The sequence below is a fragment of the Bdellovibrio sp. HAGR004 genome (assembly GCF_055397015.1).
In genome coordinates this window covers 3305551-3329209 of record NZ_AP029176.1, presented here as the reverse complement: position 1 = coordinate 3329209, position 23659 = coordinate 3305551, and the positions used below count along the sequence as shown (strand labels likewise).

The following is a 23659-nucleotide window of genomic DNA, read 5'->3' as shown; positions in this document are numbered from 1 at the left end:
CGGAGGATTCTTCGGATTTAAAGAGGGGAACTTGACTCAAGAGTTCTTCAAGTTTCCATTTGTAATCTCGCAATGAGATTTACTGCCGTCTTCGCCCTTTGGCTTCTGGAACTCCGTCTGCAGGGTCTTCGGGCCATTGGTGCTTAGGGTATTTGATACGCAACTCTTTGCGAACCTCCGGATAGCCATTCTTCCAAAAACTTTCCAGACTGGAAGTCACTTGCACCGGACGGAAATTCGGCCCCAGCAAATGCAGTGTCACGGGAATGCTTTTGTGCAGGACTTTCGGGGTTTCCATCAGGCCGAAGACCTCTTGAATACGCACTTCCAGATAGGGTGGTTTGTCCGGTGGATAGACCACACGAATTTTACTGCCGCTGGGAACCTCGATACGGTCGGGAACTTCCCTGCGTAGGGTTTGTGCGATCTCCGCAGGCAAGACACTTTCAAAGAAGAAACACAGATCTTTTTCCATCACCGGCTGCATTTTGCTTTCGCCCATGCAGGCTTGAGTCAGGGCCTCGACTTTCAACTTTTCGAAATCCACAGACAGCGGTTCATGCCGGTGCAGGAACTCAAGACGCTCCCACCAATGGGCCAGAGCTTCGTTGTTTTTTAGAACTAGATCAAACTTGTCGGTCAGAATCTGTGGAAGTTTTTCTGCGATCTCGGAGCTTGAGGCTGGAGTCAGGCTGGGTTCTTCCAGGGGCAGGCCGTACAGCGAGCGATATTCCCGGGCAAAGAACTGCCCCTTTTCCTCGATAAAGGAAACGTCCTTGGTTTTTTGAATGCCGTCTTTGAAAAGTTCCAGAATAAAGTCTTTGTCCGCGCCACTGGCCAGACTGACCATGGTTTCAGCGTCCGAGCTTCCCTCAACGCCATTCAAGGCGACAAAGAACTCAGAACTTTTCACCAAGGTTTCGTTCTGCAGTTTCACGCCCCGGCCTCCAACCATCAGGGCCCGTTCAGTTTTGCCGCGTCGTCGGCACAGACGATCGGCATAGGCTGTGAAGATGATTCGTTTGATTAAAGCCAGTTGTTGGTCTTTTTTCAGACCCTGGACTGAATTGGAGTCCTTTTGCAGGCGACGGGCCAAATCCAAAATCTGCCGCGCAGATTGATCCACAGTTTGCAGGGAATAATACTGGGCCCCTGGGGGCGCCTTCTTGCTGAAGCGGAACTGATGTAAGGTCTCCAGTCGCGCACTCAGATCGCACTCTAGATTGTCCCCCAGAAAAGCGCTTACGGCCTCTTTGCGCAGAATGTCCCGCTCTTGCAGCAGGGCGGCCATCTCGGAGGCCAATTCACTTGCGCCCAGATCCAGCCCCACCAGCATCAGCTTGGCCAGGCGAACAGGGAGAGGGAAGTGAAGAACTTTTTTTCCCAGAGCCGTGATCTTGTTGCTCTCATCGAGGGCTCCGGAAATGCGCAGATAGCGAAGAGCATTTTCGATAGCGACTTTCTGGGGCTTTTCATACCAACTGAAGGAATCAAAATCAGTCACACCCTGCGCACTGAGGAATAATAAACTTTCTGTCAGATCCACACGCTGGATTTCGGCCACTTCGGATTTTCCGAAAGACAGCTCATCCATCTTGTTCCACATGCGATAGCAAATCCCCGGGAACTGACGGGCCGCTCGACCTGCGCGCTGAATGGCGCTGGACAGGCTGATGCGTCCCAGCTCCAGACGGGAAAACCCGGTGCGATGATCCTGCTTCATATTCTTGGCAAGACCGGAATCAATCACCGTGTTCACGCCATCCAAAGTGACCGAGGATTCGGCGATATTGGTGGATAGAATCACCCGCTGCGCCGAGGACTTCTGTAAAGCTTTGCGCTGGTCTTCAAGGCTGAGTGAACCATGCAAAGGGATCAGTTCAATTGATTTGCTGTCTGCCCAGGTCTGCAAGGCCTCTTTGGCCCGGTCAATTTCACCGACACCGGGAAGGAAGACCAGGATGTCGTGTTTGGTATTGAGCTGTGCTTCTTTGACTGTCTGAACGACAGAATCAAAGAACTGTGGAAAGGTCTGTAAAACCTGTGAACCTTTTTGGTACCGGATATCCAGCTCAAATAATTTCCCCGGAACGCTGACGATCGGACAGTCGCTCAGGTAAGACGAGATCTTTTCTGCCTCCAGGGTGGCGGACATGACCAGAATTTTAATATCGCGACCCAGTTCCTGAAGTTCGCGCAAAAGCCCCAGCGCCAGATCCACATGCATGGATCGTTCGTGGAATTCATCCAGTATCACAAGCTCCACATCCGCCAGCTCTGGGTCATCAATCATTTGCCGGGCCAGCAGGGCCTCGGTCATAAATACCAATCTTGTTTTTGCGGAAGTCTTGTTGGCGAAGCGGACCTGATAACCCACCTCTTCGCCGACCGTCCACCCATTTTCCTCTGCGATCCGATGAGCAGCGGCAATCGCTGCCATTCGACGTGGCTCAAGGACGATGATTTTCTTTTTGGTGATTTGTAAAAGAGCCGGGGGAAGGCGCGTGGTCTTGCCGGCTCCGGGAGCAGCCGTGATGACCAGGTTTTGTCCCTGATTCATCAGGTTCTGAATTTCAGGAACAAAACTGTCGATAGGAAGACGCAGATCCTGAAGCATGTCTAAACCGGATAAATCAAAAGCATGAACTCGGCTTTGTCGGCCCGAAGCCCCGCTATCAGTTTGTCGATAGAGCCTTCAAGGACCACTTCTTCTTCCTGTGAAAGATTCATGGTCAGCAAAAAGCGACGTTGGGAAAAATGATCTTTCATGTCGTTAAGAGTTTTCTTAAGACGGTAGGGTGTGTCCATCACAATGATGGCACGCTTTTCCTTGGTCAGCTCTTTCAAGGCCCGCGCCCGAGCCTCATTTTCCGCAGGCAAAAATCCACGAAAAACAAATTCATCGATACGCTGACCACTCAAAGATAAAAGTCCCATCAGGGCCGAGGCGCCCAGCACAGATTTTACCGGAACATTCTTTTGGCGACACAGACGGACCAGATCGGCGCCCGGATCGCAGAAGCCTGGTGTCCCGCAATCAGACACCAGAACCACATTTTTGTCAGCGCATAAAGGAACAAGAGCCGCTTTGTCTTCAGGGGTGGAATGTTCATCCAGCACTTCGTAGGTTTTTCCAGAGATGCCATGGGCCCGCAGAAGTTTGGAGGCCTCTTTGGTGCTTTCGCAGATCACGACATCGCAGTTTTTCAGGACTTCCAGAGCCCGCAGGGAAATCTCACTGACATCTCCGATCGGAGTGGCAACCACGTACAGCATCAGGACTCCTTTTGATTCAACAGAAAGTTCATGATTCGCGGCAGATCTTCTGGTGGCTCTGCCTTGCCAGCGTGAGTGCTTTCAAAGAAAATCATCTGAACTTTGGGACAGTGTTGAGCCAGGTGCACCAGGTTCACAGGCTCATTTTCAAAGAAATAGATTGTTTCATAATTTTTCTTTTCCGCGGCGATGAACCAGTCTGTCTTGAACTGAGCATCGTCCATACTGCGATGAGGTTTCAAAACAAGCTCGGCTTTTTCGTGTAAAGGGAAACCCCATTGCTCCAGAATTTCGCCGGAACTTCCACCCATTCTTTCCACATCACGACCCGTCAGGTAGGCCACATGCGCACCGGCCCGGCTGACAGCATTGACGAAGTCCACGGCCCCTTCATAGGGCTCATCAAACTGCAGGTAGTGGTTGGAAAAGAAACTCTTCTGCCAATAGGCACGAACAGCCTCCTGGAAGTCCTGATGATGGCCATCCAGGCCCGCACGAGTCAACGCACCGACAATACCCCAGTCAGAACGCAGAGTTTTGATATTTTTTAGCAACGTCACTTGTTCAGGGAAACGTTTTTGATTCAGCGGAGAGGCTGCGAAATCCAGAAGAATTTTTTCCAGACGGGGACTGACATCAAAAAGTGTGGAGTCGAGGTCGAAGACAACAAGACTGGTTTTTCCCTGACTGGAAAGGTCCTGAATATTGACAAGAATCTGCTCTAACATATGGGGCCAATGTACAGTGGGCGGCTTGGGCAAGTCCAGTGAAATCAAAGAGTTTCTTGCCCGTCACCGGGCCTTTTCTATAATGAATGGTGGAGGCAATCAGCATGAGGATTTTCTTTCTAGTTGTGGTCCTGATGGGGTCGATTCTGAGTGGATGTCACTTAAAAAAAGACATTCTGGGCACGCCGGAAAATCCAATCAAGTTTCATCTGGTGCCCGCAGTGGACGCCAAGGTGTTGACGGACAACTCCAAGGTCCTGAAAGAGTATCTTGAGGCACACACACCTTATAAGTTTCAGATCACGATTCCGCAGAACTTTGTTGCGGTGGTTGAATCTTTTGGCACCCATCGCGCGGATGTCGCGGCCATTAACACTTACGGCTACTATATGGCCCATAAAAAGTATGGGGCCGAGGCACGTTTAACGGTTATTCGTTATGGGTCGGCAACTTATCAGTCTCAGTTCCTGGCTCGTGCTGACGGCAAAATAAAAACTCTGAAGGATCTCAATGGCAAGAAAGTGGCCTTTGTGGATCCGGCTTCCACTTCCGGTTACCTGTTGCCGCTGAAAACGTTAAAAGATCTGAAGGTGGAGCCCAAAGAAACCGTTTTTGCGATGAAACATGATTCCGTGGTGACCATGATCTATCAAGGGCAGGTGGACGCCGGGGCGACCTATTACAGCCCGCCTCAAAACGGACAGATCGAAGATGCGCGCCGCCTGGTGAAGACTCAGTATCCCGATGTCGATCAGAAAGTGAAAATCATCGAGCTGTCGGAGCCCATCCCCAATGACCCGATCGCCTTTCGTAAGGAAATGCCCGAGGAAATGAAAGAAAAGATTGTTGATACCTTACTGCAGTTTGCGGCCACGCCGGAAGGAAAGAAGGCATTGGATCTGATGTTGGGTGCAACCAATCTGAAAAAAGCCACGGACAGCGATTATGACACTGTTCGCGAAATGCTTCGCCAGTTGGCCCCCGAGGGGAAGTGATTTGTGTCAGAAACTTTACTGCGTGTCGAACAGCTTTCCAAAACTTATTCCAACGGTGTGCGGGCATTAAAGAATGTTGATCTTGAGGTGCAGCAGGGCGAATTTCTGGTTATCATCGGTCTGAGCGGTTCGGGAAAATCAACCTTGTTGCGGTGTCTGAATCGTCTGCAGGAGCCCACCTCGGGAAAGATCTTTTTTCAGGGCCGGGACGTCAGTCAGATGCAGGACCCCAGAGATGTTCGTGAAGTCCGCAGGCAAATGGCGATGATCTTTCAGCACTTCAATTTGATTCCCCGTCAAAGCGTTCTAAAGAATGTGATGATGGGACGTTTGGCCGACAAGACCTTGTGGCAAAGTTTTTGGGGTGTCTTTTCAGCCGAAGAAAAGAAGCTGGCGCTGGATAATTTGCGTCTGGTGGGAATTGCCGACAAAGCCCTGCTTCGCGCGGATCAGCTGTCCGGGGGGCAGAAGCAGCGTGTGGCCATTGCACGCGCACTGACACAGAAGCCCGTCCTGTTGCTGGCAGATGAGCCCGTGTCTTCTTTGGATCCGGCCACATGTCACGTGGTGATGGATTATCTGCGCAAAATCAATCAGGAGCTGGGAATTACGGTTATTGCGAATCTGCATTTTCTGTCGTTGGTTCGTAAGTATGCCACCAGGGTCGTTGCCTTGAAGGATGGTGAAATTGTTTTCCGGGGACGACCCGATGAAATCACCGAGGAATGGTTCCGCCGTATTTACGGAGAAGGGGCACAGGATGTTGCGCCGAACGATCTTTGATGGGGTGATCTTTGGCTTTCTGTTCTCGGCACTGGCTGCTGCTGTGTTGGCTCCCGGTGAAGAACAGTTGCTGCAGTTGGGAATGGTCAGTGTTTGGATCCTGACGTTTTTTGCCGTGGGATGTGCTTTAAGTCTGGTTCTTGCCGGACGGCATGTGAATACTTTAGGGGCCGCATTGTTTGGGCCATGGGCGCAACCTGAGGTCGAGGAACGTCCGTGGTATCAGCTATTTTGGAAGTGGCAGTTGGTGACGTCCCTGGGGGCGGCCTTAGTTGTTGCAGTTGTGAAGACGGAATTTTCGTTCATCGAGCTGTTTGATCAGCAGGGATTTGCGGGGGCGGTTCGGCTTTTTCAGGGACTTTTGAATCCCAACTGGGATGTGTTACCACGTGCTGTTTTAAATATTATTGAGACCATCTTCATGGCTTTTTTGGCCACCAGTCTGGCAATCCCGGTGGCGTTTGCCTTAAGTTTTCTGTGCGCCAAGAATATCATGCAGGGGACTTTTGCCAGGGGTGTGTACTTTGTCCTGCGAACTTTTCTGAATGTGACACGTTCGATTGAAGCCCTGATCTGGGCCATTATTTTTTCTGTGTGGGTGGGGATTGGTCCCTTTGCCGGAATGCTGGCGTTGATGATTCACTCGGTGGCTTCGCTGGCCAAGCAGTATTCTGAGATGGTGGAGTCCGTCGAAGAGGGTCCGATTGAAGCTATTGAATCCACAGGGGCCAATAAACTTCAGACGATTTGGTATGCGATTGTTCCTCAGGTGCTTTTGCCTTATATTTCTTTTACGGTCTATCGCTGGGACATTAATGTTCGGATGGCGACGATCATCGGCCTTGTAGGCGGTGGTGGTATTGGAACCATGTTGGTGCAGTATCAAGGGCAGGCCATGTGGCGTGAAGTGGGTTGCATCATTGTGGTGATTGCCGTTGTGGTGTGGGCCCTGGATCAGGCCTCAGCCTACATCCGCGAAGCCTTGAAGTAAGGAGACGTATTATGTCAGCGCTGAATTCATATAAAGTCGTGATCAAGGAACATCATGTGGACTCTCTGGGGCACATGAACAACGCCACTTATCTGGCATTGTATGAAGAGGCTCGTTGGGAGGCCATCACGGCACGCGGTTTTGGGTTCAGGGACATTCAACGTCTGAAGCAGGGGCCGGTCATTCTTGAAGTGAACCTGAAGTTCCTGCGTGAAGTTCTTTTGCGTGAAACAATCACGATCACTTTGGAAGTCCTGGGCTATAAAGGCAAAATTGGTCAGATGAAACAGCAAATGGTTAAAGAAGACGGAACTGTCGCCAGCGAAGCGGTGTTTACGTTCGGGCTGTTTGATATGAAAGAAAGAAAACTTGTCGAGCCTACCGCCGAATGGAAGCAGGCCGTCGGATTGGATTAAGCGACTTTTGCCATTGGAAGTGCAACAACGGTGATATAGAATTTCCCTTTGCCGGTGGCGAAGGGAATCATCATTCCTGCGGATCCCTGAGGGCAGGGGACCGTCTGACCCGCGCCAAGGATGACTTTAGGGACGGTCATCTGAACGCCATAGGAACTTATTTCCGCCTTGGCATTGCCGAAAATAATATTATTGATTTCACCGACGGCATCCTGGTTGTCCGGGGTCAATTCGGTTTGTTCTTCCATCAACATGCTGGAAACCACTTCCAGAAAACTGCCTTTATCAAAAGAAACACACAAATGCCCCTGGAAGGCCTGACTGCGAATCTCGACGATGGAAGACACTTCCCCCATCAGCGGATCGTGAGGAGATTTCGGTCCGGCCTTTTCCATTTTAACATCCGCACAGCCAAACTGACCCAGGACATGAGTTGTCGCCTTGATCACGGCATTGATCACGCGCACATCCACGGCATATTTTTGTGCTGCCGCAGTCGTCGCAGGTTCACGTGCAGCAGTGCCATGATGTTCGGCATTGAGCACGGTGATCATGGCATCAATAAGCTCGGTAGGGGACACGGGCTTTTTGAAAAAGCGTGAGGAGCGCAGGCTTTCCGGAAGGTCCGCCGCATCCTTCTGCGAAACCACGATCAGATTCGCGTCCTGTGTGTTTTTATAAGTATGTATTCCGTACACGAACCCACCGTCCATCAAACGTGGAACTTCAGTGTCAATCAGAACCATGTCGAACTTCTGATTTTCGGATTTAATTGCGGCCTCGGCACCATCTTTTGCGCGCACAACAACCGGAGCAACACCTGAGTTTTCAAGTTGCTTCAACAACGGCTCTTTCACCAGTTGCTCGAGCTCACAGTTGTTATCCACGATCAGGATGTTTTTACGCTGTTTCATTTCTCTCTTCTGTATAAAAACCATAAACTCTACTCGGTTTAAAGGGCCAATTTCTTAAGTGGTAGCAATCTTGTCGGGAAAGCATGAGGAACCCTTTAACTTAGTTACTTGTCGACAATTTCGACAAAATTCTTCAAACAAATTTCCAACAAATTGTCTAATTTCCTACAGTTAAGTCAGGTCCTGTTTGTGCCGATAGACCTCTCAAGGAGTAACGAGAGCATGGCAAAACAGTATTATCTTTCTAACAATGGCACTCATATTGGTCCGTTCAATCTTGAGACGGTCCTGAAAAAGATTGAGTCCCAAGAAAATCAATGGACTGACTACATCTATGATGAATCCATGGGTGAGTGGGTTATGTTGCTCGAACATCCTGAGTTCTCAGCCAAACTGGCGCAAAAACCGGCGACTCGTCCCCAGTCGACTCCGGCCGTTTCTTTGAACAAGCATCTTCTGAAAGACAAAGAATGGTTCATCCTGAAGGAAGGCAACAACTACGGTCCTTTCTGTCAGTTAGAGCTGATTCAGATGCTTCAGGAAAAGGCACTGTTTGAATACGACTATATCTGGCACTCGAAGCTTCCCGCGTGGAAAAGGGTTGCCGAAGTGGAAGACTTCGCTCCGGAAAAAATCCGTGTGATGAAAGATTCCAAAGAAGCCGATGTGGCAGAAATCTTTTTCCGCCGTCGTCATGTGCGCGCGTCTTATGGCGCTTCTTTGATCGTGCATAACAATAAAACCGTTTTCCGCGGTCAGGCGCTGGAAATCAGTGCTGGCGGTGCCGGTGTCTTGATTGACAGTCCGAACCTGCAGCCCGGACAGTCGTTGTTCCTGCATTTTCAGCCGGGGGATGGGGTTCCGCCCTTCAATGCTGTCTGCCAGATCGTGAGCAAACAGTATGTTAAAGACGGCAGCAGTGCGGTGGAGCCGGTGAAGTACGGTGTGAAATTCACAACGCTAAGTCAGTCCGCTCGCGAATCTATCAAGAACTTTACGACGAAGGCTGCATAAAAGCGGCCTTTGAGAGGATGTCCCATGATGAAAATGGATTTTCGACTTTCACTTCTGGCAATCTCATCGGTTTTGCTGATGGCCTGTGAACAGAATGTGGCGTTCGATTTGCCGCCTTCTCAGGACAATTTCGGTCAAAGCATCACTTATAACAACAAAGTCGACATTCTTTGGATTGTGGATAATTCCACCTCCATGCTGAAGCATCAGCAGCGCCTAAGTGATCAGATCCCGGATCTTGTGACAAAACTGAATTCCCTGAAGATGGATTATCACATGGCTGTGGTGACCACCAGTATGGGTGGCGACAATCCGGATGGGGGACGCTTTATCGGAACTCCCAAGTATGTGACCTCCAAAACACCTGATCTGATTAACAACCTGAAGGCCCGCATGATCGTGGGTGAGGCGGGGAGCAATCTGGAACGAGGATTGGAGTCCATGGAACGAGCTCTTTCATCCGGCTATCTGGCCAATGAAGGCAAGGGCTTCTTCCGGGACGACGCACTCTTGGTGGTCGTGGCACTATCGGATGAAGATGACTTTAGTAAGTCCAACTCTTCAGCCGGTATTTCCTATTACACAAACTTCCTGGACAGTATTAAAACTCCATGGGTGGACGGCAGCAGATCGTGGATGTTCAGTTTTATCGGTGTGCTCAGTCTGACCTCACAGTGCAAGACCTTTAATGACTTTGCTTCTGCGGGATTAAGCTATATTGGTCTTGCCGATGTGTCAGGCGGGGTGAAAGAATCCATCTGCAGCACGAACCTGGCATCATCGGTATCCAACATTCGCGCCCGCATCTTCCAGATTCTGACGGACTTTAAGCTTTCCAAGCTGCCGGTGATTGAATCCATCGTGGTGACGATCAATGGTCAGAAGGTCCCGCGCAGCTCCCAGAACGGCTGGGATTATCTGGAGGCCTCCAACTCCATTCGCTTCTATGGATCGGCGGTCCCGGCGGCCGATGCATCCATCAAGGTGGACTTCAAACCCAGAGAAGCGAACTGATAGTACATTCCCTGGGCTTTCATAAGTTCTTCGTGAGAGCCCACTTCCGCGATTTCCCCCTGATTCAAAACCACAATCCGGTCGCATTGCTGAATCGTTGAAAGACGGTGGGCAATAATGATACTGGTGCGCCCGCGCGTGATTTCTTTCGTGGCTTCCTGGATGATGTGCTCACTTTCAGAATCAATATTGGCCGTGGCTTCATCCAGAATTAGAATGTCCGGATTGAACGCCAGAATGCGTGCAAAGGCGATCAGCTGACGCTCGCCCACGGAAAGATTGGAGCCACGTTCGGCCACAGGGCTTGAAAGATCCCGTCCTGTGCGTGACAGCAGTTGGCTGTAGCCCGTTTTATCGCAGGCCTGTTGGATTTGTTCTTCGCTGATGCGAGGATCCCCCAGTCCGATATTGTCACGAACCGTCCCGCGGAAGATAAAGTTGTCCTGCTGTACCACGCCGACGTGATGGCGGATTTCCTCGCGCTGGATTCTTTCCAGGGCAATGCCGTCTACAAAGATCGTCTTTTCCGGAGCATCATAGAATCTTTGCAGTAAGGAGATAAATGTGGACTTGCCGCTGCCGGTACGACCCACCAGTGCGATGGACTCTCCGGCTTTGATGTTCAAGCTGATGTTCTTCAGTACCAGAGGCAGATGGCTTTCGTACTGGAAGTTCAGGTTGCGAATTTCCAGCTCGCCACGCAAAGCCCCCGGGCTGGTCAGCTGTTCAATCTCGAATTCTTTGGGTTCATCCATCAAAGTAAAGATACGCTCGGCACTGGTCAGGGAGTTTTGGAACTGTTGATACTTTTCCAGAATTTCGCGTAAGGGAGGGATAAAGTCCTGAATGTTCATCAGGAAAGCCACCAAAGACCCAATCGCAATCGAGTTCTGCGCACTCAGGAATCCGCCAAAGTACAAAGCCGAAGTGATCGTCACCGCATTGAACAAATTCATAATCGGCTGCATCAGGGCATAGGCTTTGATCGAGCGCATGTTGGTGTCGCGATAATCCGTCGATAACTCGGCGAACTTGGCCCGATTTTTAGTAACCCGGTTGTACAGCTGCACCACCTTGATGCCATTGAGGTTTTCTGCCAGGAATGCATTGATCAGGGACAGTTTCTTTTTCTGCTCGCGAAGAATCTCGCGGATTTTATTGGATAGATAAAAGGACGCCCAGATAAACAGCGGCGCCAGGAACAGGGACACGACCGTCAGCTTCCAGGAAATCAAAGAAAGCGCGATAACGACAGAAGCGATCATCACGGCATTTGTGAAGACAGAAATGACACCTTCGGTGAAAAGCTCTCCTAATGACATGACGTCATTGGTAAGACGGGTGACAATACGACCGGTGGGGGTTTTGTTGAAAAACTGCAAAGGCAGGCGCTGCACGTGGTTCATCAGATCTTCGCGCAGATGGAAAAGCATGCGATTTCCGAACAACTGGAACAGATAGGCATTCCCAAACGAAAACAGCGAACGCATCACTTCCAGTGCCAGATAGGCATAGGCCACATTGGTGAAGACCTCGTAGTTCTTATCCTTCACACCGTGGTCGATGGCATACCCGATCAACGCGGGGATCAGACGAGCCACAGTGGCGCCGCCAGCGACCGCGAAGATGGCCGAAAACAACAGAATTTTTTCCCGACGGGCATACGGCCAAAGCCTTTTAAAGAGGACTGGATAAGTTACCTTGGTTTTTACCAGGTCTTCGTTCATGAAATTATCATTCATGATGTTCCCCCTGTCCTTGAATCTGAACGGTTTTTTGGAAGGTCGGGCTTGTTGCCAGAACCTGATCAAAAGTGCCACAGGCTTCGACCTGGCCGTCTTTCAGAATCAGCAGGCGATCAACCCCTTTTAGCGACGACAGACGGTGGGCCACGATAATGCGGCTCATGCCACTGTGATTCTTTCGAAGCTCCTGTTCAATGGCTTTTTCAGTGCGAGTGTCCACCGCACTTAAGGAGTCATCCAGCACCAGCACCGGTGTTTTCATGATAATTCCACGGGCAATGGTCAGGCGTTGTTTTTGTCCGCCGGAAAGATTCACCCCACGTTCACCCAGTTGTGATTCAAACTTATGTGGCAGGGATTCAATTTCTTTGGTGAAGTCCACCATTTCTGTCATGCGCTGGATTTCCAGATCCGGGGCCTTTTCGGCAAGACCGAAGCTTAAATTCTCAGACACGCTTTCGCTGAACAAGAAGGCCTCTTGCGGAACCAGCAGGAAGGTGCGCCGCAAGGATTCCTGAGTCACGGATTCAATAGGATGGCCATTGACCAGAATCTGTCCTTCATTCAGTGGGTACATCCGTGTCAGCAAATGCAGCAGGGTCGTCTTGCCAGCCCCCACAGGGCCCATAATCCCCAGGCTTTCGCCAGCGTGAAGGGTGAACGACACATTCTTCAGGGCATAGACAGAACTGTCCTGGTGTTTGAAGGAAACATTTTTAAATTCCAGGGAGTGGAACTTTTCGATTGCCACCGTGCCCTGGTCAGGAATGTCTGTTTCTGTTTGCAGAACTCCCTTGATACGGTCGAAAGAGGCATAGCCTTTTTGGAAGTTGGAAAAGCCCATGCCCAGAGCAGTCATCGGCCACACCATTTTCTGAATGTAGCGATGGAAGGCAAAGAAGGTCCCCAGGGTCACCGCACCTGAATACAGATCATCCTTGGCAACGAAAAGTAAAATAACACTTCCTGAGGTCACACCAAACTCCATCACCGGGATGAAGTAAGAGTCCACACGGGCCACCTTGTTGCAGGCTTTTTCAAAGGCGGCGCTGACGCCATTGAAAAGATCGGTGCGGTTTTTTTCCTGAGCGAAGCTTTTGATCACGCGGATGCCGCCCACGGTTTCCTGCGCCACTCCTGTCAGTTCAGAGAACCGGTCCTGCTGGATCTTATAGTTGGCATGAATCAGGCGCATGACTTTCCAGATTAGGAAGGGAACGATGGGCAGGAAGATCAGGGTCTTCCACGTCCAGTCCCAATTCAGGGACATCATGATTGGCAGATTCACACAGATGATGATGATACCGTCAGCCAGAATCAGCAGGCCGGGGCCGATCGCCTGGCGGAAGGACTGAACGTCGTTGGTCAGCAAGCTCATCAGCTCGCCCACGGGATTTTTGTGGAAGAAGTTCGGCCCTAACGAAGTGATATGTCGGAAGATCTTTTGGCGGATGTGCTCGGCTGCAAAGGTATGAAAGCGACCGAAGTGCGCACGCCAACCGTAGCGAGTGATCGCCAGCCCGCTCATGATTGCCAGGAAAACAAAACAAGTTTTGCCGATCGCGCTCAGCGGAGCCTGGCTTTCGATCTGATCGATGGCCGCCTTCATGATCAGTGGATAAACCCCGTCCAAAGCATTGGTGAGCACAAGAAAAAGCATCCCCAGGCCGAAGGCGCGGGGATTGTTTTTGATATAATACCAAAGAGGACGCTTATAGAGGAGATTGTTGTCGGCTGCAGTTTGCATTCAAGGAAGGACTGTATTTAATCCTTCCAGAGTCTGCAAGAAGTTTGGGCTGAGCCGAAGGTTTGCTCCTGGCGTCGTTCAAAGGCCCTTTGTTCCCAGCCGTAAAAGAATGGTCTTTGTTCAGTCAAACGAACGAAAATAGTCCTAAGAAAGTTCATTGCGGACCTCCTTTTGTTATTCCTAGGATCGGCAAAGTGGTCCTAATATTCAATACCCTTGCTTGAGGTATTGATATACGATACTCTGGTTTTGGAGGTTGAGATGTCACAAGTTGACCAGTTTTTGAATGCCTTAAAACGATCCTTAAAAGCGAAGAACATTCTATATAGAGATCTCGCTAAGGCGCTGGACTTGAGTGAGTCTAGCGTTAAAAGAATCCTTTCCAGCAAAAGTCTCAGCCTTGAAAGGCTGGAAGAGATCTGCCGCATTGCGGACCTGAGCTTTTCTGAGATCGTCAAGTCCGCGAATTTGGAAGAGGCCAACCAGCCCATGATCCTCAGTGATGAGCAGGAAAAGGCTTTGGCGGAAAATGCGCGCCTGCTGCATTACTATATGATGTTGCAGGAAGGAAAAACGCCGCTGAAGATTGAAAAGGAATATCAGATTCCCAGTTCCGAATCGAAAAAATATCTGCTCCAGCTGGATCGTCTGAATCTGATCGAACTGCATCCACGCGACAAAGTGAAGCTGAAACGTCAGGGCTTTTTGCGCTTCCGCCGGGATGGACCTGTCGGGAAAGCTCTGTTTGATCAAACCAAATCCAACTATCTGAATTATGATTTCCGCCCGGAAGATTATATTCGCTTCACCCTGATTAAGATCAGCACGCCCACGCTGGCCAAGTACAAGGCCAAACTGGAACGCCTGATGATGGATATGCAGGAAGAGTCCCGCTACGAAATCGAGCACAATGTGTCGGTGGTGGATACGGGGGTTTTGCTGGCGTTTAGGCCGTGGCAGTATTCCTACATGGGAGCCATCAAGAAAAAAGACTAGGGCGGTCGGTGAAAACGGCCCATCTCCTGCGTTGTCGGGGGACCGCTTTCGCTCCGACGTGCTTGGAGCACGCCTCCGCTTCAGCGGGACCCCTCCGCCTTGGATATGGACCGTTTTGACCGACCTTGGTTCCCGGTTGTGGGTGGGCTTGCTGCCTTTGGCAGCTCGCTGGTGGGGGCGAGGGCTTGCTGCCTTTGGCAGCTCGCTTGGGATCTTTCTAAAATAAGTGGGTCGGCTGTGGATAAGTCCCTTTAAACGGGATACGCCATCCAGGCTCAGCCGGCTTCTTGCCCGCCAGTAGGCGGGCGCAGGCATCCTGCCTGCCGGAGATCCCTTTTTAAAGGCACTTACCCACAGCCTACGCGCTAAAATAAAAAAGCCCCTGCTTTCTGTGCATTTGTCTGTTTTGATTTTGTTACTACGCAATATCAATACGACAACACAAAGAGCCGAGGCTTCAGATGTACATTCCTCATTGTTTCAGATCCTTTCAAGGATTTTCTGTTAAAGACATCAAAGAATTTCGTTTCCGACAACACATGGAGCTAATTTTAGAGTCTGAAACCTCGCGGAAACGACTTTGCAATGTCTGTGGAGAAGAACTTGGGGCCATGCATGATCGATACTGGGTTTCTGCGAAACATCTTAGAGCATTCGGGTGGACTGTCTCTGTAGGATTTTTTCGAGAAAAACGAGAGTGCCATAACTGTAAAAAAGTTCGCAGTGAGTGGATTGACTTTCTTTGCCCCACAAGCCCACATATCACGATGGAACTAGCTTGGTGGATCAGTCGCCTTTCTGAGGTTACAACGGTCTTACAAGTCTCAAAACTTGAATCTGTCGATAAAATGGCCTGCTATAAAGTCGACAAACATATTTTACAGAGGCTGCTGCAGGGATACTCCATTCCCGAAGTCACTCATATCTCTGTTGACGAAGTTTACGCTCGCGGTACTGCCCAACTCAAAGAGGGGGAAGGTCGAGATGATCTGTTTTTAACTGTGATAATTGATCACCGAACTCACAAAGTAATCTGGGTCAGTACTTCCAGACGCAAAGAAGCTCTGGACACCTTCTTTGAAATGATCGGCCCAGAGGCCTGTCAACGCATCAAAGTCGTCACCTGCGATCAACATCGTGGCTATGCTGAGAGTGTCCGGCAGTACTGCCCAACTGCAGATATTGTTTGGGATCGTTTTCACTTAGTTCAGTCTTTCAACGAGACTCTGAACCAAGAGCGAAGAGAGGTCTGGACTAAAACACAAAAGATCTCCGACCACGGCTATCTCAGCGGAAAGTATAAATACCTTTACATCACCAAAGCGAATAACAGATCAACGCATGATAGGGAGCTCATTATGAAGGTCATGGGAGAAAATAGAATTGTTGGGCAGCTTGAGATGATCAAAGAGCGCTTTCACAGGATGTTCGATATTTGTGGAACTCCAGATGATGCCATGAATGAACTTACTTTGTGCTATGAGTGGAGCGAAATGATTGGAGCAAAGTATTTAGCTAAGTACTTTTGGAGCCTTCTAGATAGACCCGAATTTACGGCGTACTTTGTTCATCGTCTAACTTCTGGGGTGTCGGAGGGCATAAATCGAGCTATAAAAACCTTAAAATGGGTGGCATATGGCTACAAAGACATGAGCTACTTTGCTTTAAAAATCATGCAAAAGTGCGGGTACTTGAACTCTAAATACGCATTAAGTTGGCTTTATAACCAACCGGCTTAACCCACAAAAAGAAGAAAGACCGGCTCGCTTGTTTAGGGATTTGACGGGTGGGGCTTTTTTTCATGGGGGCGTTCCTTTGACTCAGGGGGAACGTGGGGTGTGGTATATAGCTTCTCATGCGGATTTTGGTGACTTTGCTTTCATTGCTGGGTCTTTCTTTATTGCCTGTGGCGGCAGGGGCTGGGCTTCGGGATGTGCGACCTTGCTTGTCTGAACACATTCGCGAGGCGATGGATCTGAATCAAGAGCGCAAGTCCTTGTATGCGCGTCTTTCCAACGGCAAAAGCAAAATTGTTTCTGACAAATTAATCTGGATGGAGCGCAAGCTTGTCGTGGCTGTGCCGTTTGCGGATGCCTGGGCCGCCCCTTATCAGGCGGCTGGTATTCCCATTTTGTGTCAGGATTTTATTTCCATGTCAGAGACTCCGAAATTCCAGGCGCGCCATCCTGACGGTAAAGATTCTTTGCACAATTATCGTCGTCCGGATGTGGAAGGTATCAAAGATCGACTTCTGGAACTTTACAAAGCCAAAGCCTATGGGACCTTGGCGCACTTTGCAGATGCGCAGATCAAAGAGCTGGATCAAAAGCCCCGGTACAACTGCATGGTGAAACACATTCTGGAATCTATTCGTCGCATGGCCGCTTTGACACCAGTGCATGCGGCAAAGTCCAAGGCTCTGAACAAAGTGTCGAGTGAATATCTTTCCCGTATTGTTTTGAGATCGCACATACTTCTTCTTCAGGAATCTGCTGAAATTGATGCAGCGGCGGCTCCTTTGCAAGCCGATGCTTTGCCGATTGTCTGTCAGGATGTTCCCTATATCCCTTGGCCCTCGTCCGACTCTTTCTGATTCTTAATTTGCCGATGTTTGCTTCTGCCTCGACAGTGGAGGAATGAATTACTCGGAAAAAAATCACTCAAAACTCATCTCAGGTGTTCTGGTTGTTCTTGCGTTTGTGACGATGTTCTTCGCCTCCTCCAGTTATGCCGAGTCCATGTACAACCGTCGTGTGGCTGGGGGACGACTGCTATTTGATGTCTTGCTGGAGCAGTATGTGCCTCGTGAACCGTTGGATCTGATTTTTCGCATGTTTGACTACAATGAAGGGCGCATTCCTAACACCGATTATGCCGTGCTGGTGGATTACTCCCGGCCCTCTGTGGAAAAGCGTCTTTATTTGCTGAATCTGCGAAGCGGGCGTGTTGAACGTTTCCATGTGGCCCACGGGATTCGTTCCGGAATTTTAGAAACGCGCAGCTTTTCAAATCTGCCGGATTCCTGGAAAAGCTCCCTGGGATTTTACTATGCCAAGGGAACTTATCTAAGTAGCAAGAACGGACTTTCCCTTTATCTGGATGGTATCGATCGATCGAACAACAACTCTCGCATTCGCAATATCGTTCTGCACGGGGCGACCTATGTCAGCGAGGACTTTATTCTGCGCAATGGGCGCTTGGGGTGGAGCGAAGGGTGTTTTGCCGTGGGACTGGAGCATGTGCAGTACCTGATCAATACTCTTCAAAATGGCAGCATCCTGCTGTCCTATCACAAGGACCTGATAGCATACTCTCGACGCTATCCTTCTGAACAGTCGTTGTTCGGAGATGAGATCATACCTCCGGGGGTGAATACCCGGAGAAACCCAGGCGAAGGTGGCGGAACGGACTGATTTGGGTCACATGGGATCCAAAATCTTCCTCATAAAACGTTGAGATATATTCAGTAACTATTAAGTCTTCCGAAGAGTCTCCTGACGGTCTACTACAGGAGTATGAGTCTATGCTGAATCGCCTTTGGAAAACACGCAGCTATCGTTATAAAACCCTGGCCCTTTTGATTGCGGCGCTAATTCCGCTCTGGGCTATAGTCCTGTTTTATGTACTGCCTTTGGTGCGTGAAAGCATGTACGAGGATCGTCGTGTGGCCATTCGTAGCACGGTGGATATCGCCTCGAAAGTTCTGGCTCACTATCATGAGTTGTCAGAGCAAAAAGTACTTTCTGTGGAAGAAGCACAAAAGCAGGCTTTGCTGGCAGTTTCCAAACTTCGTTATAACGGCAATGAATACTTCTGGATTAATGATTTGCATCCAACGATGTTAATGCATCCTTTTAAGCCTGAACTCAACGGCAAGGACCTGAGTGATTTTAAAGACCCCAACGGGTTTCGTTTGTTCGTAGCCTTCGCTGAAAAAGCCAAGGCCAAGGAAGGAGAAGGGTTTGTGCCTTATTTGTGGCCCAAACCGGGTTCACCAAATCCGGAGCCGAAAATCAGCTTTGTGCGCAACTTCGCTCCGTGGCAGTGGGTGGTCGGCAGCGGCGTCTATGTGGATGTCGTCGAGGCGGCCATCTCTTCGTTTCGCAACAAGGTGTTGATTGGTTTTTCTGCGGCCTCTGTTTTGGCGTTTGGTCTGTTCTTTGTCTTTGCGGGTCGCCTGATGAACTTCCTGGCTCGCACGGTGAATGAAACTCACGGTGCCAGTCAACAGGTTCTGGAGGCATCCAATATGCTTTCCAGCGCCGGACAAAATGTGGCGCAAGGGGCGGTGGAATCTGCGGCTCGTATTGAAGAAACTCTAAGCTCTATAAAAAGTGTGAATGATATCGTTCAGGCCAATCAGGGGCGGGCCCGTGAAGCTGCCGAACTTGCAAAAAATTCTGAGCAGGGAGCTTCGCAAGGGGCGCAGGAGGTCAAGCGCCTGATTGAATCCATCAATGTCATGGCCAAGATCTCTGAAGAAATCACTTCGGCTATGAACATTATCGACGACATCGCCTTCCAGACAAATCTGCTGGCTCTCAATGCCGCCGTGGAGGCCGCCCGGGCAGGAGAGCAAGGGAAGGGCTTCGCTGTTGTTGCAGAGGCGGTACGCTCTTTGGCGTTGAAGTCTGCCGAAGCAGCCAAGGAAGTCAAAACAGTGATCACCAATAATGTGACGCAAATGGAAGTTTCTTTGCAACTGGCGGAAAAAAGCGACCAGGTTCTGGATGGTATTGTCAGCTCCGTTCAGAAAGTGAACATCCTGAATCAGGAGATCTCTGAAACGACAGCACATCAGTCTGAAGGTATTCGTTCCATTCACGAAGCCATGGGTTCATTAGAGCGGCAAACCCAGGCATTTTCAGCCGCGGCAGAGGAAACTGCCGCGACATCCGAAGAAATGTCGGCCCAAGCCAGCACCTTGCAACAGATGGTCACCAGCATGGCGACCGAGGTGATTGGGAAATCGGCCAAGGCTCAATAGGATTCCGCCGGCGTCACGTCGGCGATAATTCCATTTCTCATCATCATTTCGATAAGAGAAGTGATTTTCTCAGGGCTCAACTCATTGGCATGATGACTGAAAGCTTCAGCCAATGAAGCCCCTTCCTGCAGTTCCTGAAGAACGAGGGCTTCAGCCTTGGAAAGTCGCTGAGTCTGCACGCGCTGTTGTTTTTTGTAGATCAAAAGATGTTCGGGCACGGACCAGTTGATATCTTCGAACATGTAGGCCGGATCTTTGCGACATTTCCAGATATCCTGAACAGAATAATCGCTGCTGAAGACTCGCATGCCTTCAATCATTCCGATGTGAACGTCCTCCTGACTTAACAGTTCCCGAATTTGCTCGATGGGTAAAGGCTCCGGGGTCGGGGCCTCCAACACTTCTTTATAGGTCCATTCAAAGCGTGCCAAGTCAGACAAGAAAGAGATTCCTTTGGTGGTGGCTGAATCTTTTATAAAGCCCGGGAAGGTTTCCCCATAGACCGACAGATTGTAGGACACAGAGGGTTGCGCTTCTATGTAATGCCGACACAGCTCTGCAAACAGAGCTTCGCCCAGCACCCAGGCGACGGCTTCAAAGGTGCCTTTCAAAGACTGTGTCAGGCGATTGATGTAGCCGCGATGATAGATCTGAAAAGCCTGCTCCAGGGTCAGCTTTCCTACGGGACTTAGATTGTGCAGCTCTCGGGGGTCTGCTTCCGGGATCATCAGATTTCGTTTAAACAGACTCTGTATTTCGCTCAGCTTCATAGGAGTTCTCCAGTATATGAACAGCTTTCATCACTTCGACTTCCAGTTCGCGGAAGTTCGGAATGTCTTCGTTTCTTTCAATCAAAGTGGGCAGGTGGCGGATCTGTGGAGCCAGCAGACGGAACAGGTCCCAAACTTGATCGGGGATCTCTTGCGAATGGCTGTCGTATAGCAGTCCACCGTAATTGCTGGGGCCGGACAGATGAATTTGCGCCACTCGTTCCAGGGGAATGTGATTGATGTAGTATTTGGGATCGAACCCCTGGTTGTGGGAATTTACATAGACATTATTCAAATCCAAAAGCAGAGCGCACCCGGAGCGACGGCTGACCTCGGTGACGAAATCCCACTCATTCATATTGTTGTGGGTGTAACTGATGTAGGTCGAGATATTCTCCAACACCAACGGGCGGCGCAGAAAGTTCTGAACGAAATCGATATTATTGACCAAGGTGTCCAAGCTGTCTTCGGTGAAAGGTAGTGGCAGAACAGTGTGCAGATTCTGTCCGGAAACAGAATTCCAGGACATGTGGTCCGACACTATGAAAGGTTCCACGCGTTCAATCAGCTCGCGCAGTCCCTGAAGGTAGTCCACACGAATGCCTTCAGGTGATCCTATATTCATCGAGATCCCATGCAGAGCCAAAGGATAGTCCTGCCGGATGGTTTGCAGCATTTCCAGCGACCGGCCCTGCGTATGAATGTATGTTTCGGTCTGTGCCTCGAACCACGCGACTTCGGTGACAGGTCGCTGCTCCAGGTAAGAAAAATGAGGTGGGCGTAAGCCCATCCCCACTTTATGGGAAAAAGATGAATTGCTCATGAACGGCCCCTATTTTTTCTTAGGAACGGCGGAAGAGGCCAGCTTTGCTTCGCCTTCAATCTCAATCTTGATGTCATCACCGACGACAAAGCCGCCCTTGTCCATGGCCTTATTCCAGACCATGCCGAAATCCTTGCGGTTGACTTTGGTTTCCGCATCGAAGGCGACCACGCGGTTGCCCCAAGGGTCTGTCACGGCTCCTTTATAGTCGACTTCCAGAGTCACCTTCTTGGTGATTCCGCGAATGGTCAGCTCGCCTTCCACTTTCTCGGGCTTTCCTTTTTCGTACTCCACTTTGGTACTTTTGAAAGTCATATCCGGAAATTTGGTGACATCAAAGAAGTCCGGGCTTTTCAGGTGCTTGTCGCGATCGGCCTCTTCGGTGTTCAGGGAAGCTGTCTTGATCGTGATATCGACGTCCTGAAGTTTCATGGAGGTTTCATCGAAATCAAAGGCTCCAGCAACCTGATGGAAGCGTCCTTTGACTTTGGAAACCACCAGGTGAGGAGCTGTGAAGGAAACATGTGTGTGGGCCTTGTCGATTTCGTATTTTGCGGCGAAGGCGGAGCTCGCCACGAAAGAGGTCGCAATAGCAGAGTAAAGTAGAATGCGCATACAGATCCTTTCAGTTGATTGCACGTTCTACTGTTTGGGAAGAAGAGGAGATTTACAAATTAAGATGCTGCAAACTTAAAATTGATCACTTCGAAAGTTGCCATTTGGCAGAGGTGAACAAATCAAAAAAAAAGCCCGGCTTTCACCGGGCTTGATCGTCTTAGTAGTTCATCAAAGATTTAACATCCAGTTTGCCGCCGGAAACAGATTTGTTTTCCAGGGCCGGGATCTTTCTGGCAGATCCGATGATGGCAGCTTTGACTTCCTGCCATGTCTTTTCCGGGTGCGCTGACCAGTAAAGTGCGGCGGCTCCAGCAACATGAGGGGCTGCCATGGAGGTGCCATCCCATGTGGCTTTGAAGCCGAACTTGTCAATCACCGTGTCGCTGTAACCTTGTGCAACCACAGTCGAGAAAACTTTCACGCCCGGTGCGCCGATATCCACTGCACGGCGGCCCCAGTTTGAGAAAGAGCCCAAGCGGTCGGAAGAATCCAATGCCGCAACAGAAATGATGATGTCGTGATCGTAAGAAGCGGGATAAGCCGGAAGATTGTCGGTGTCGTTATCGTAGCCCACGCCTCGGTGGCCGTTGCCCGCGGCTGCTACAAACAGAACGCCTTTGTCTTGAGCGTATTGAACAGCGTCGCGCAAAGCCTGATTTTCTGGAGCACCCGGTTCTTCACCTTCGGAGCCCCAGGAGTTGTTCATGATTTTCGCACCGTTATCCACGGCGTAGCGAATGGATTTGATCGCATCAGCTGTTGTTCCGCCGCCAGTCATGCCGATGAAACGCAAAGACATGATTTTCACGTTCGGAGCCACACCCGCAACACCCAAACCATTGTCGCCACGCGCGGCCACGTTGCCGGCACAGTGAGTTCCGTGGCCAGGGTTTCCGCCTTTGAACAAGCCATCCAGGGTGTCCACAGCAAGGTCATAGGGCTTATTGTCATTTCCGACAAAGTCCCAGCCGATGACGTCGTCAATATAACCGTTGTTGTCGTCATCGATGCCGTTGTTCGGGATTTCGCCAGCGTTTCTCCATAGATTCGGCAGCAGGTCTTCGTGAGTGTAGTCCACGCCCGTGTCGATCACGGCCACGACCATTTCAGGGTTTCCTTTGGTCACTTTCCAGGCATCCACCACACCGATGTCCAGCATGCCCCATTGTTTACTGAACAAAGGATCAGCACCAGTTGTTGTTTGCGGAGCGTCAGGAATCGCTGGGTTGTCTTGGCGAGCAGCCGCGCGAAGCTGAGGATTTCTAGAAAGCATCTTGGCCAAAGCGGCACGGCGCAGAGGGTCTTCAATACGATAGTCTTCTAGCAAAGAGACTTTATAGTTCGGTTGGATGTACTCGACGGCTGGATTTTTCTCCAAGGACAGAAGGCTCATACGGCGGGGAGCTTGAACACGAACCCATGATTCGCTCAGTTTTTCGACTTTTGCGCCTTGAATTTCCAATTCTACGAAGCCTGGTGCCAGTTTAATAAGCAAATCTTGGGTTTTCGGATTCGCCAAAGCCATTTCGCCAGACAAACCTGCCACCGCAAGAAGGGCCGAAGCAACGTACAATGCCATCTTCCTCATGTGAGTTTTCTCCTAAATTTGTTGAGTCTAAAGTCTGTGGTTAAACGACAGGAGAATCAATTTCATTTGGCCTCCTTTGGGGGGGGGTGCGTTGAAGAAATCCGTGGAGCGTCCCATAATACATATCTAGTTGTCAGGATTACGGTTTTTCAGTAACTACTTAATGATAGCTAAATGAAATTGCAGAGGTGTATTTATGCACAACGATCAAGTGCAGGGCTTGGTATCCCACGACGGGATGACCGGGACCCAAG

The 23659-nt window shown here is 50.1% G+C and carries 21 protein-coding genes; 11 read left to right on the top strand and 10 right to left on the bottom strand.

The annotated features are described in order from the left end of the window. Positions 1-79: 79 nt before the first annotated feature. The 3 genes from hrpB to ACZ5ZV_RS16570 are packed head-to-tail and all read right to left on the bottom strand — an operon-like array spanning position 80 to position 4004. Positions 80-2617 (bottom strand): ATP-dependent helicase HrpB, encoded by a 2538-nt coding sequence (gene hrpB / locus ACZ5ZV_RS16580; RefSeq protein ID WP_464118283.1) that lies wholly within the window; start codon positions 2615-2617, stop codon positions 80-82. Between the two features lie 2 nt (positions 2618-2619). Continuing rightward, positions 2620-3276, bottom strand: a complete 657-nt coding sequence (gene rsmI / locus ACZ5ZV_RS16575; protein WP_464118282.1) for a 16S rRNA (cytidine(1402)-2'-O)-methyltransferase — start codon at positions 3274-3276, stop codon at positions 2620-2622. Continuing rightward, positions 3276-4004 (bottom strand): HAD family hydrolase, encoded by a 729-nt coding sequence (locus tag ACZ5ZV_RS16570; RefSeq protein ID WP_464118281.1) that lies wholly within the window; start codon positions 4002-4004, stop codon positions 3276-3278. Before ACZ5ZV_RS16570 ends, rsmI begins: the two co-directional genes overlap by 1 nt. A 104-nt stretch (positions 4005-4108) precedes the next feature. On the opposite strand from ACZ5ZV_RS16570, the gene ACZ5ZV_RS16565 reads away from it, so the two are divergent. Genes ACZ5ZV_RS16565 through ACZ5ZV_RS16550 form a run of 4 tightly spaced genes read left to right on the top strand, consistent with a single transcriptional unit; the run spans position 4109 to position 7189 of the window. Next, the gene (locus tag ACZ5ZV_RS16565; protein ID WP_464118280.1) at positions 4109-4999 is read left to right on the top strand and encodes a phosphate/phosphite/phosphonate ABC transporter substrate-binding protein; all 891 of its coding nucleotides are present in this window, start codon (positions 4109-4111) and stop codon (positions 4997-4999) included. Positions 5000-5002: 3 nt separating this feature from the next. Next, the gene (phnC, locus tag ACZ5ZV_RS16560) at positions 5003-5782 is read left to right on the top strand and encodes a phosphonate ABC transporter ATP-binding protein (RefSeq protein WP_464118279.1); all 780 of its coding nucleotides are present in this window, start codon (positions 5003-5005) and stop codon (positions 5780-5782) included. Then, positions 5760-6773 (top strand): phosphonate ABC transporter, permease protein PhnE, encoded by a 1014-nt coding sequence (phnE, locus tag ACZ5ZV_RS16555; protein WP_464118278.1) that lies wholly within the window; start codon positions 5760-5762, stop codon positions 6771-6773. The genes phnC and phnE overlap by 23 nt, the downstream gene beginning before the upstream one ends. 11 nt (positions 6774-6784) lie before the next feature. Then, positions 6785-7189 carry an acyl-CoA thioesterase gene (locus ACZ5ZV_RS16550; protein WP_464118277.1) on the top strand — a complete coding sequence of 135 codons (405 nt, stop codon included), beginning with the start codon at positions 6785-6787 and terminating at the stop codon, positions 7187-7189. On the opposite strand, the gene ACZ5ZV_RS16545 is transcribed toward ACZ5ZV_RS16550, so the two are convergent. Next, on the bottom strand, positions 7186-8103 hold the full coding sequence (locus ACZ5ZV_RS16545; protein WP_464118276.1) for a chemotaxis protein CheX: 918 nt from the start codon (positions 8101-8103) through the stop codon (positions 7186-7188). The genes ACZ5ZV_RS16550 and ACZ5ZV_RS16545 overlap by 4 nt on opposite strands. Positions 8104-8325: 222 nt before the next feature. Between ACZ5ZV_RS16545 and ACZ5ZV_RS16540 the strand changes: the two genes are divergently transcribed. Beyond that, positions 8326-9117, top strand: a complete 792-nt coding sequence (locus tag ACZ5ZV_RS16540; protein ID WP_464118275.1) for a GYF domain-containing protein — start codon at positions 8326-8328, stop codon at positions 9115-9117. 24 nt (positions 9118-9141) lie between these two features. Continuing rightward, positions 9142-10131: a hypothetical protein gene (locus tag ACZ5ZV_RS16535; protein WP_464118274.1), complete on the top strand. Its 990-nt coding sequence runs from the start codon at positions 9142-9144 to the stop codon at positions 10129-10131. Here ACZ5ZV_RS16535 and ACZ5ZV_RS16530 read toward each other — a convergent pair. Beyond that, on the bottom strand, positions 10062-11873 hold the full coding sequence (locus ACZ5ZV_RS16530) for an ABC transporter ATP-binding protein (protein WP_464118273.1): 1812 nt from the start codon (positions 11871-11873) through the stop codon (positions 10062-10064). The two genes, ACZ5ZV_RS16535 and ACZ5ZV_RS16530, sit on opposite strands and share 70 nt — an antisense overlap. Continuing rightward, positions 11866-13623, bottom strand: a complete 1758-nt coding sequence (locus ACZ5ZV_RS16525) for an ABC transporter ATP-binding protein (RefSeq protein WP_464118272.1) — start codon at positions 13621-13623, stop codon at positions 11866-11868. The genes ACZ5ZV_RS16530 and ACZ5ZV_RS16525 overlap by 8 nt, the downstream gene beginning before the upstream one ends. 261 nt (positions 13624-13884) lie before the next feature. Between ACZ5ZV_RS16525 and ACZ5ZV_RS16520 the strand changes: the two genes are divergently transcribed. The 5 genes from ACZ5ZV_RS16520 (at position 13885) to ACZ5ZV_RS16500 (ending at position 19606) form a co-directional block, all read left to right on the top strand. Further along, positions 13885-14619, top strand: a complete 735-nt coding sequence (locus ACZ5ZV_RS16520; RefSeq protein WP_464118271.1) for a helix-turn-helix domain-containing protein — start codon at positions 13885-13887, stop codon at positions 14617-14619. Between the two features lie 461 nt (positions 14620-15080). Beyond that, positions 15081-16358: an ISL3 family transposase gene (locus ACZ5ZV_RS16515; RefSeq protein WP_464118183.1), complete on the top strand. Its 1278-nt coding sequence runs from the start codon at positions 15081-15083 to the stop codon at positions 16356-16358. A gap of 116 nt (positions 16359-16474) precedes the next feature. Then, on the top strand, positions 16475-17212 hold the full coding sequence (locus tag ACZ5ZV_RS16510; RefSeq protein WP_464118270.1) for a hypothetical protein: 738 nt from the start codon (positions 16475-16477) through the stop codon (positions 17210-17212). A gap of 43 nt (positions 17213-17255) precedes the next feature. Next, positions 17256-18032, top strand: coding sequence for a murein L,D-transpeptidase catalytic domain family protein (locus ACZ5ZV_RS16505; protein ID WP_464118269.1), 777 nt, complete (start codon positions 17256-17258; stop codon positions 18030-18032). Between the two features lie 110 nt (positions 18033-18142). Beyond that, positions 18143-19606 (top strand): methyl-accepting chemotaxis protein, encoded by a 1464-nt coding sequence (locus tag ACZ5ZV_RS16500; RefSeq protein ID WP_464118268.1) that lies wholly within the window; start codon positions 18143-18145, stop codon positions 19604-19606. On the opposite strand, the gene ACZ5ZV_RS16495 is transcribed toward ACZ5ZV_RS16500, so the two are convergent. From ACZ5ZV_RS16495 to ACZ5ZV_RS16480, 4 genes are all read right to left on the bottom strand, one after another. After that, positions 19600-20376: an HvfC/BufC family peptide modification chaperone gene (locus ACZ5ZV_RS16495; protein ID WP_464118267.1), complete on the bottom strand. Its 777-nt coding sequence runs from the start codon at positions 20374-20376 to the stop codon at positions 19600-19602. The genes ACZ5ZV_RS16500 and ACZ5ZV_RS16495 overlap by 7 nt on opposite strands. Continuing rightward, a complete protein-coding gene (locus tag ACZ5ZV_RS16490) occupies positions 20345-21199 on the bottom strand; it encodes an MbnB/TglH/ChrH family RiPP precursor modification enzyme (RefSeq protein WP_464118266.1) in 855 nt (284 codons plus the stop codon). Before ACZ5ZV_RS16490 ends, ACZ5ZV_RS16495 begins: the two co-directional genes overlap by 32 nt. 9 nt (positions 21200-21208) lie before the next feature. Beyond that, positions 21209-21814 (bottom strand): YceI family protein, encoded by a 606-nt coding sequence (locus ACZ5ZV_RS16485; protein ID WP_464118265.1) that lies wholly within the window; start codon positions 21812-21814, stop codon positions 21209-21211. A gap of 160 nt (positions 21815-21974) precedes the next feature. Continuing rightward, positions 21975-23405 carry a S8 family peptidase gene (locus ACZ5ZV_RS16480; protein WP_464118264.1) on the bottom strand — a complete coding sequence of 477 codons (1431 nt, stop codon included), beginning with the start codon at positions 23403-23405 and terminating at the stop codon, positions 21975-21977. Positions 23406-23659 lie beyond the last annotated feature (254 nt).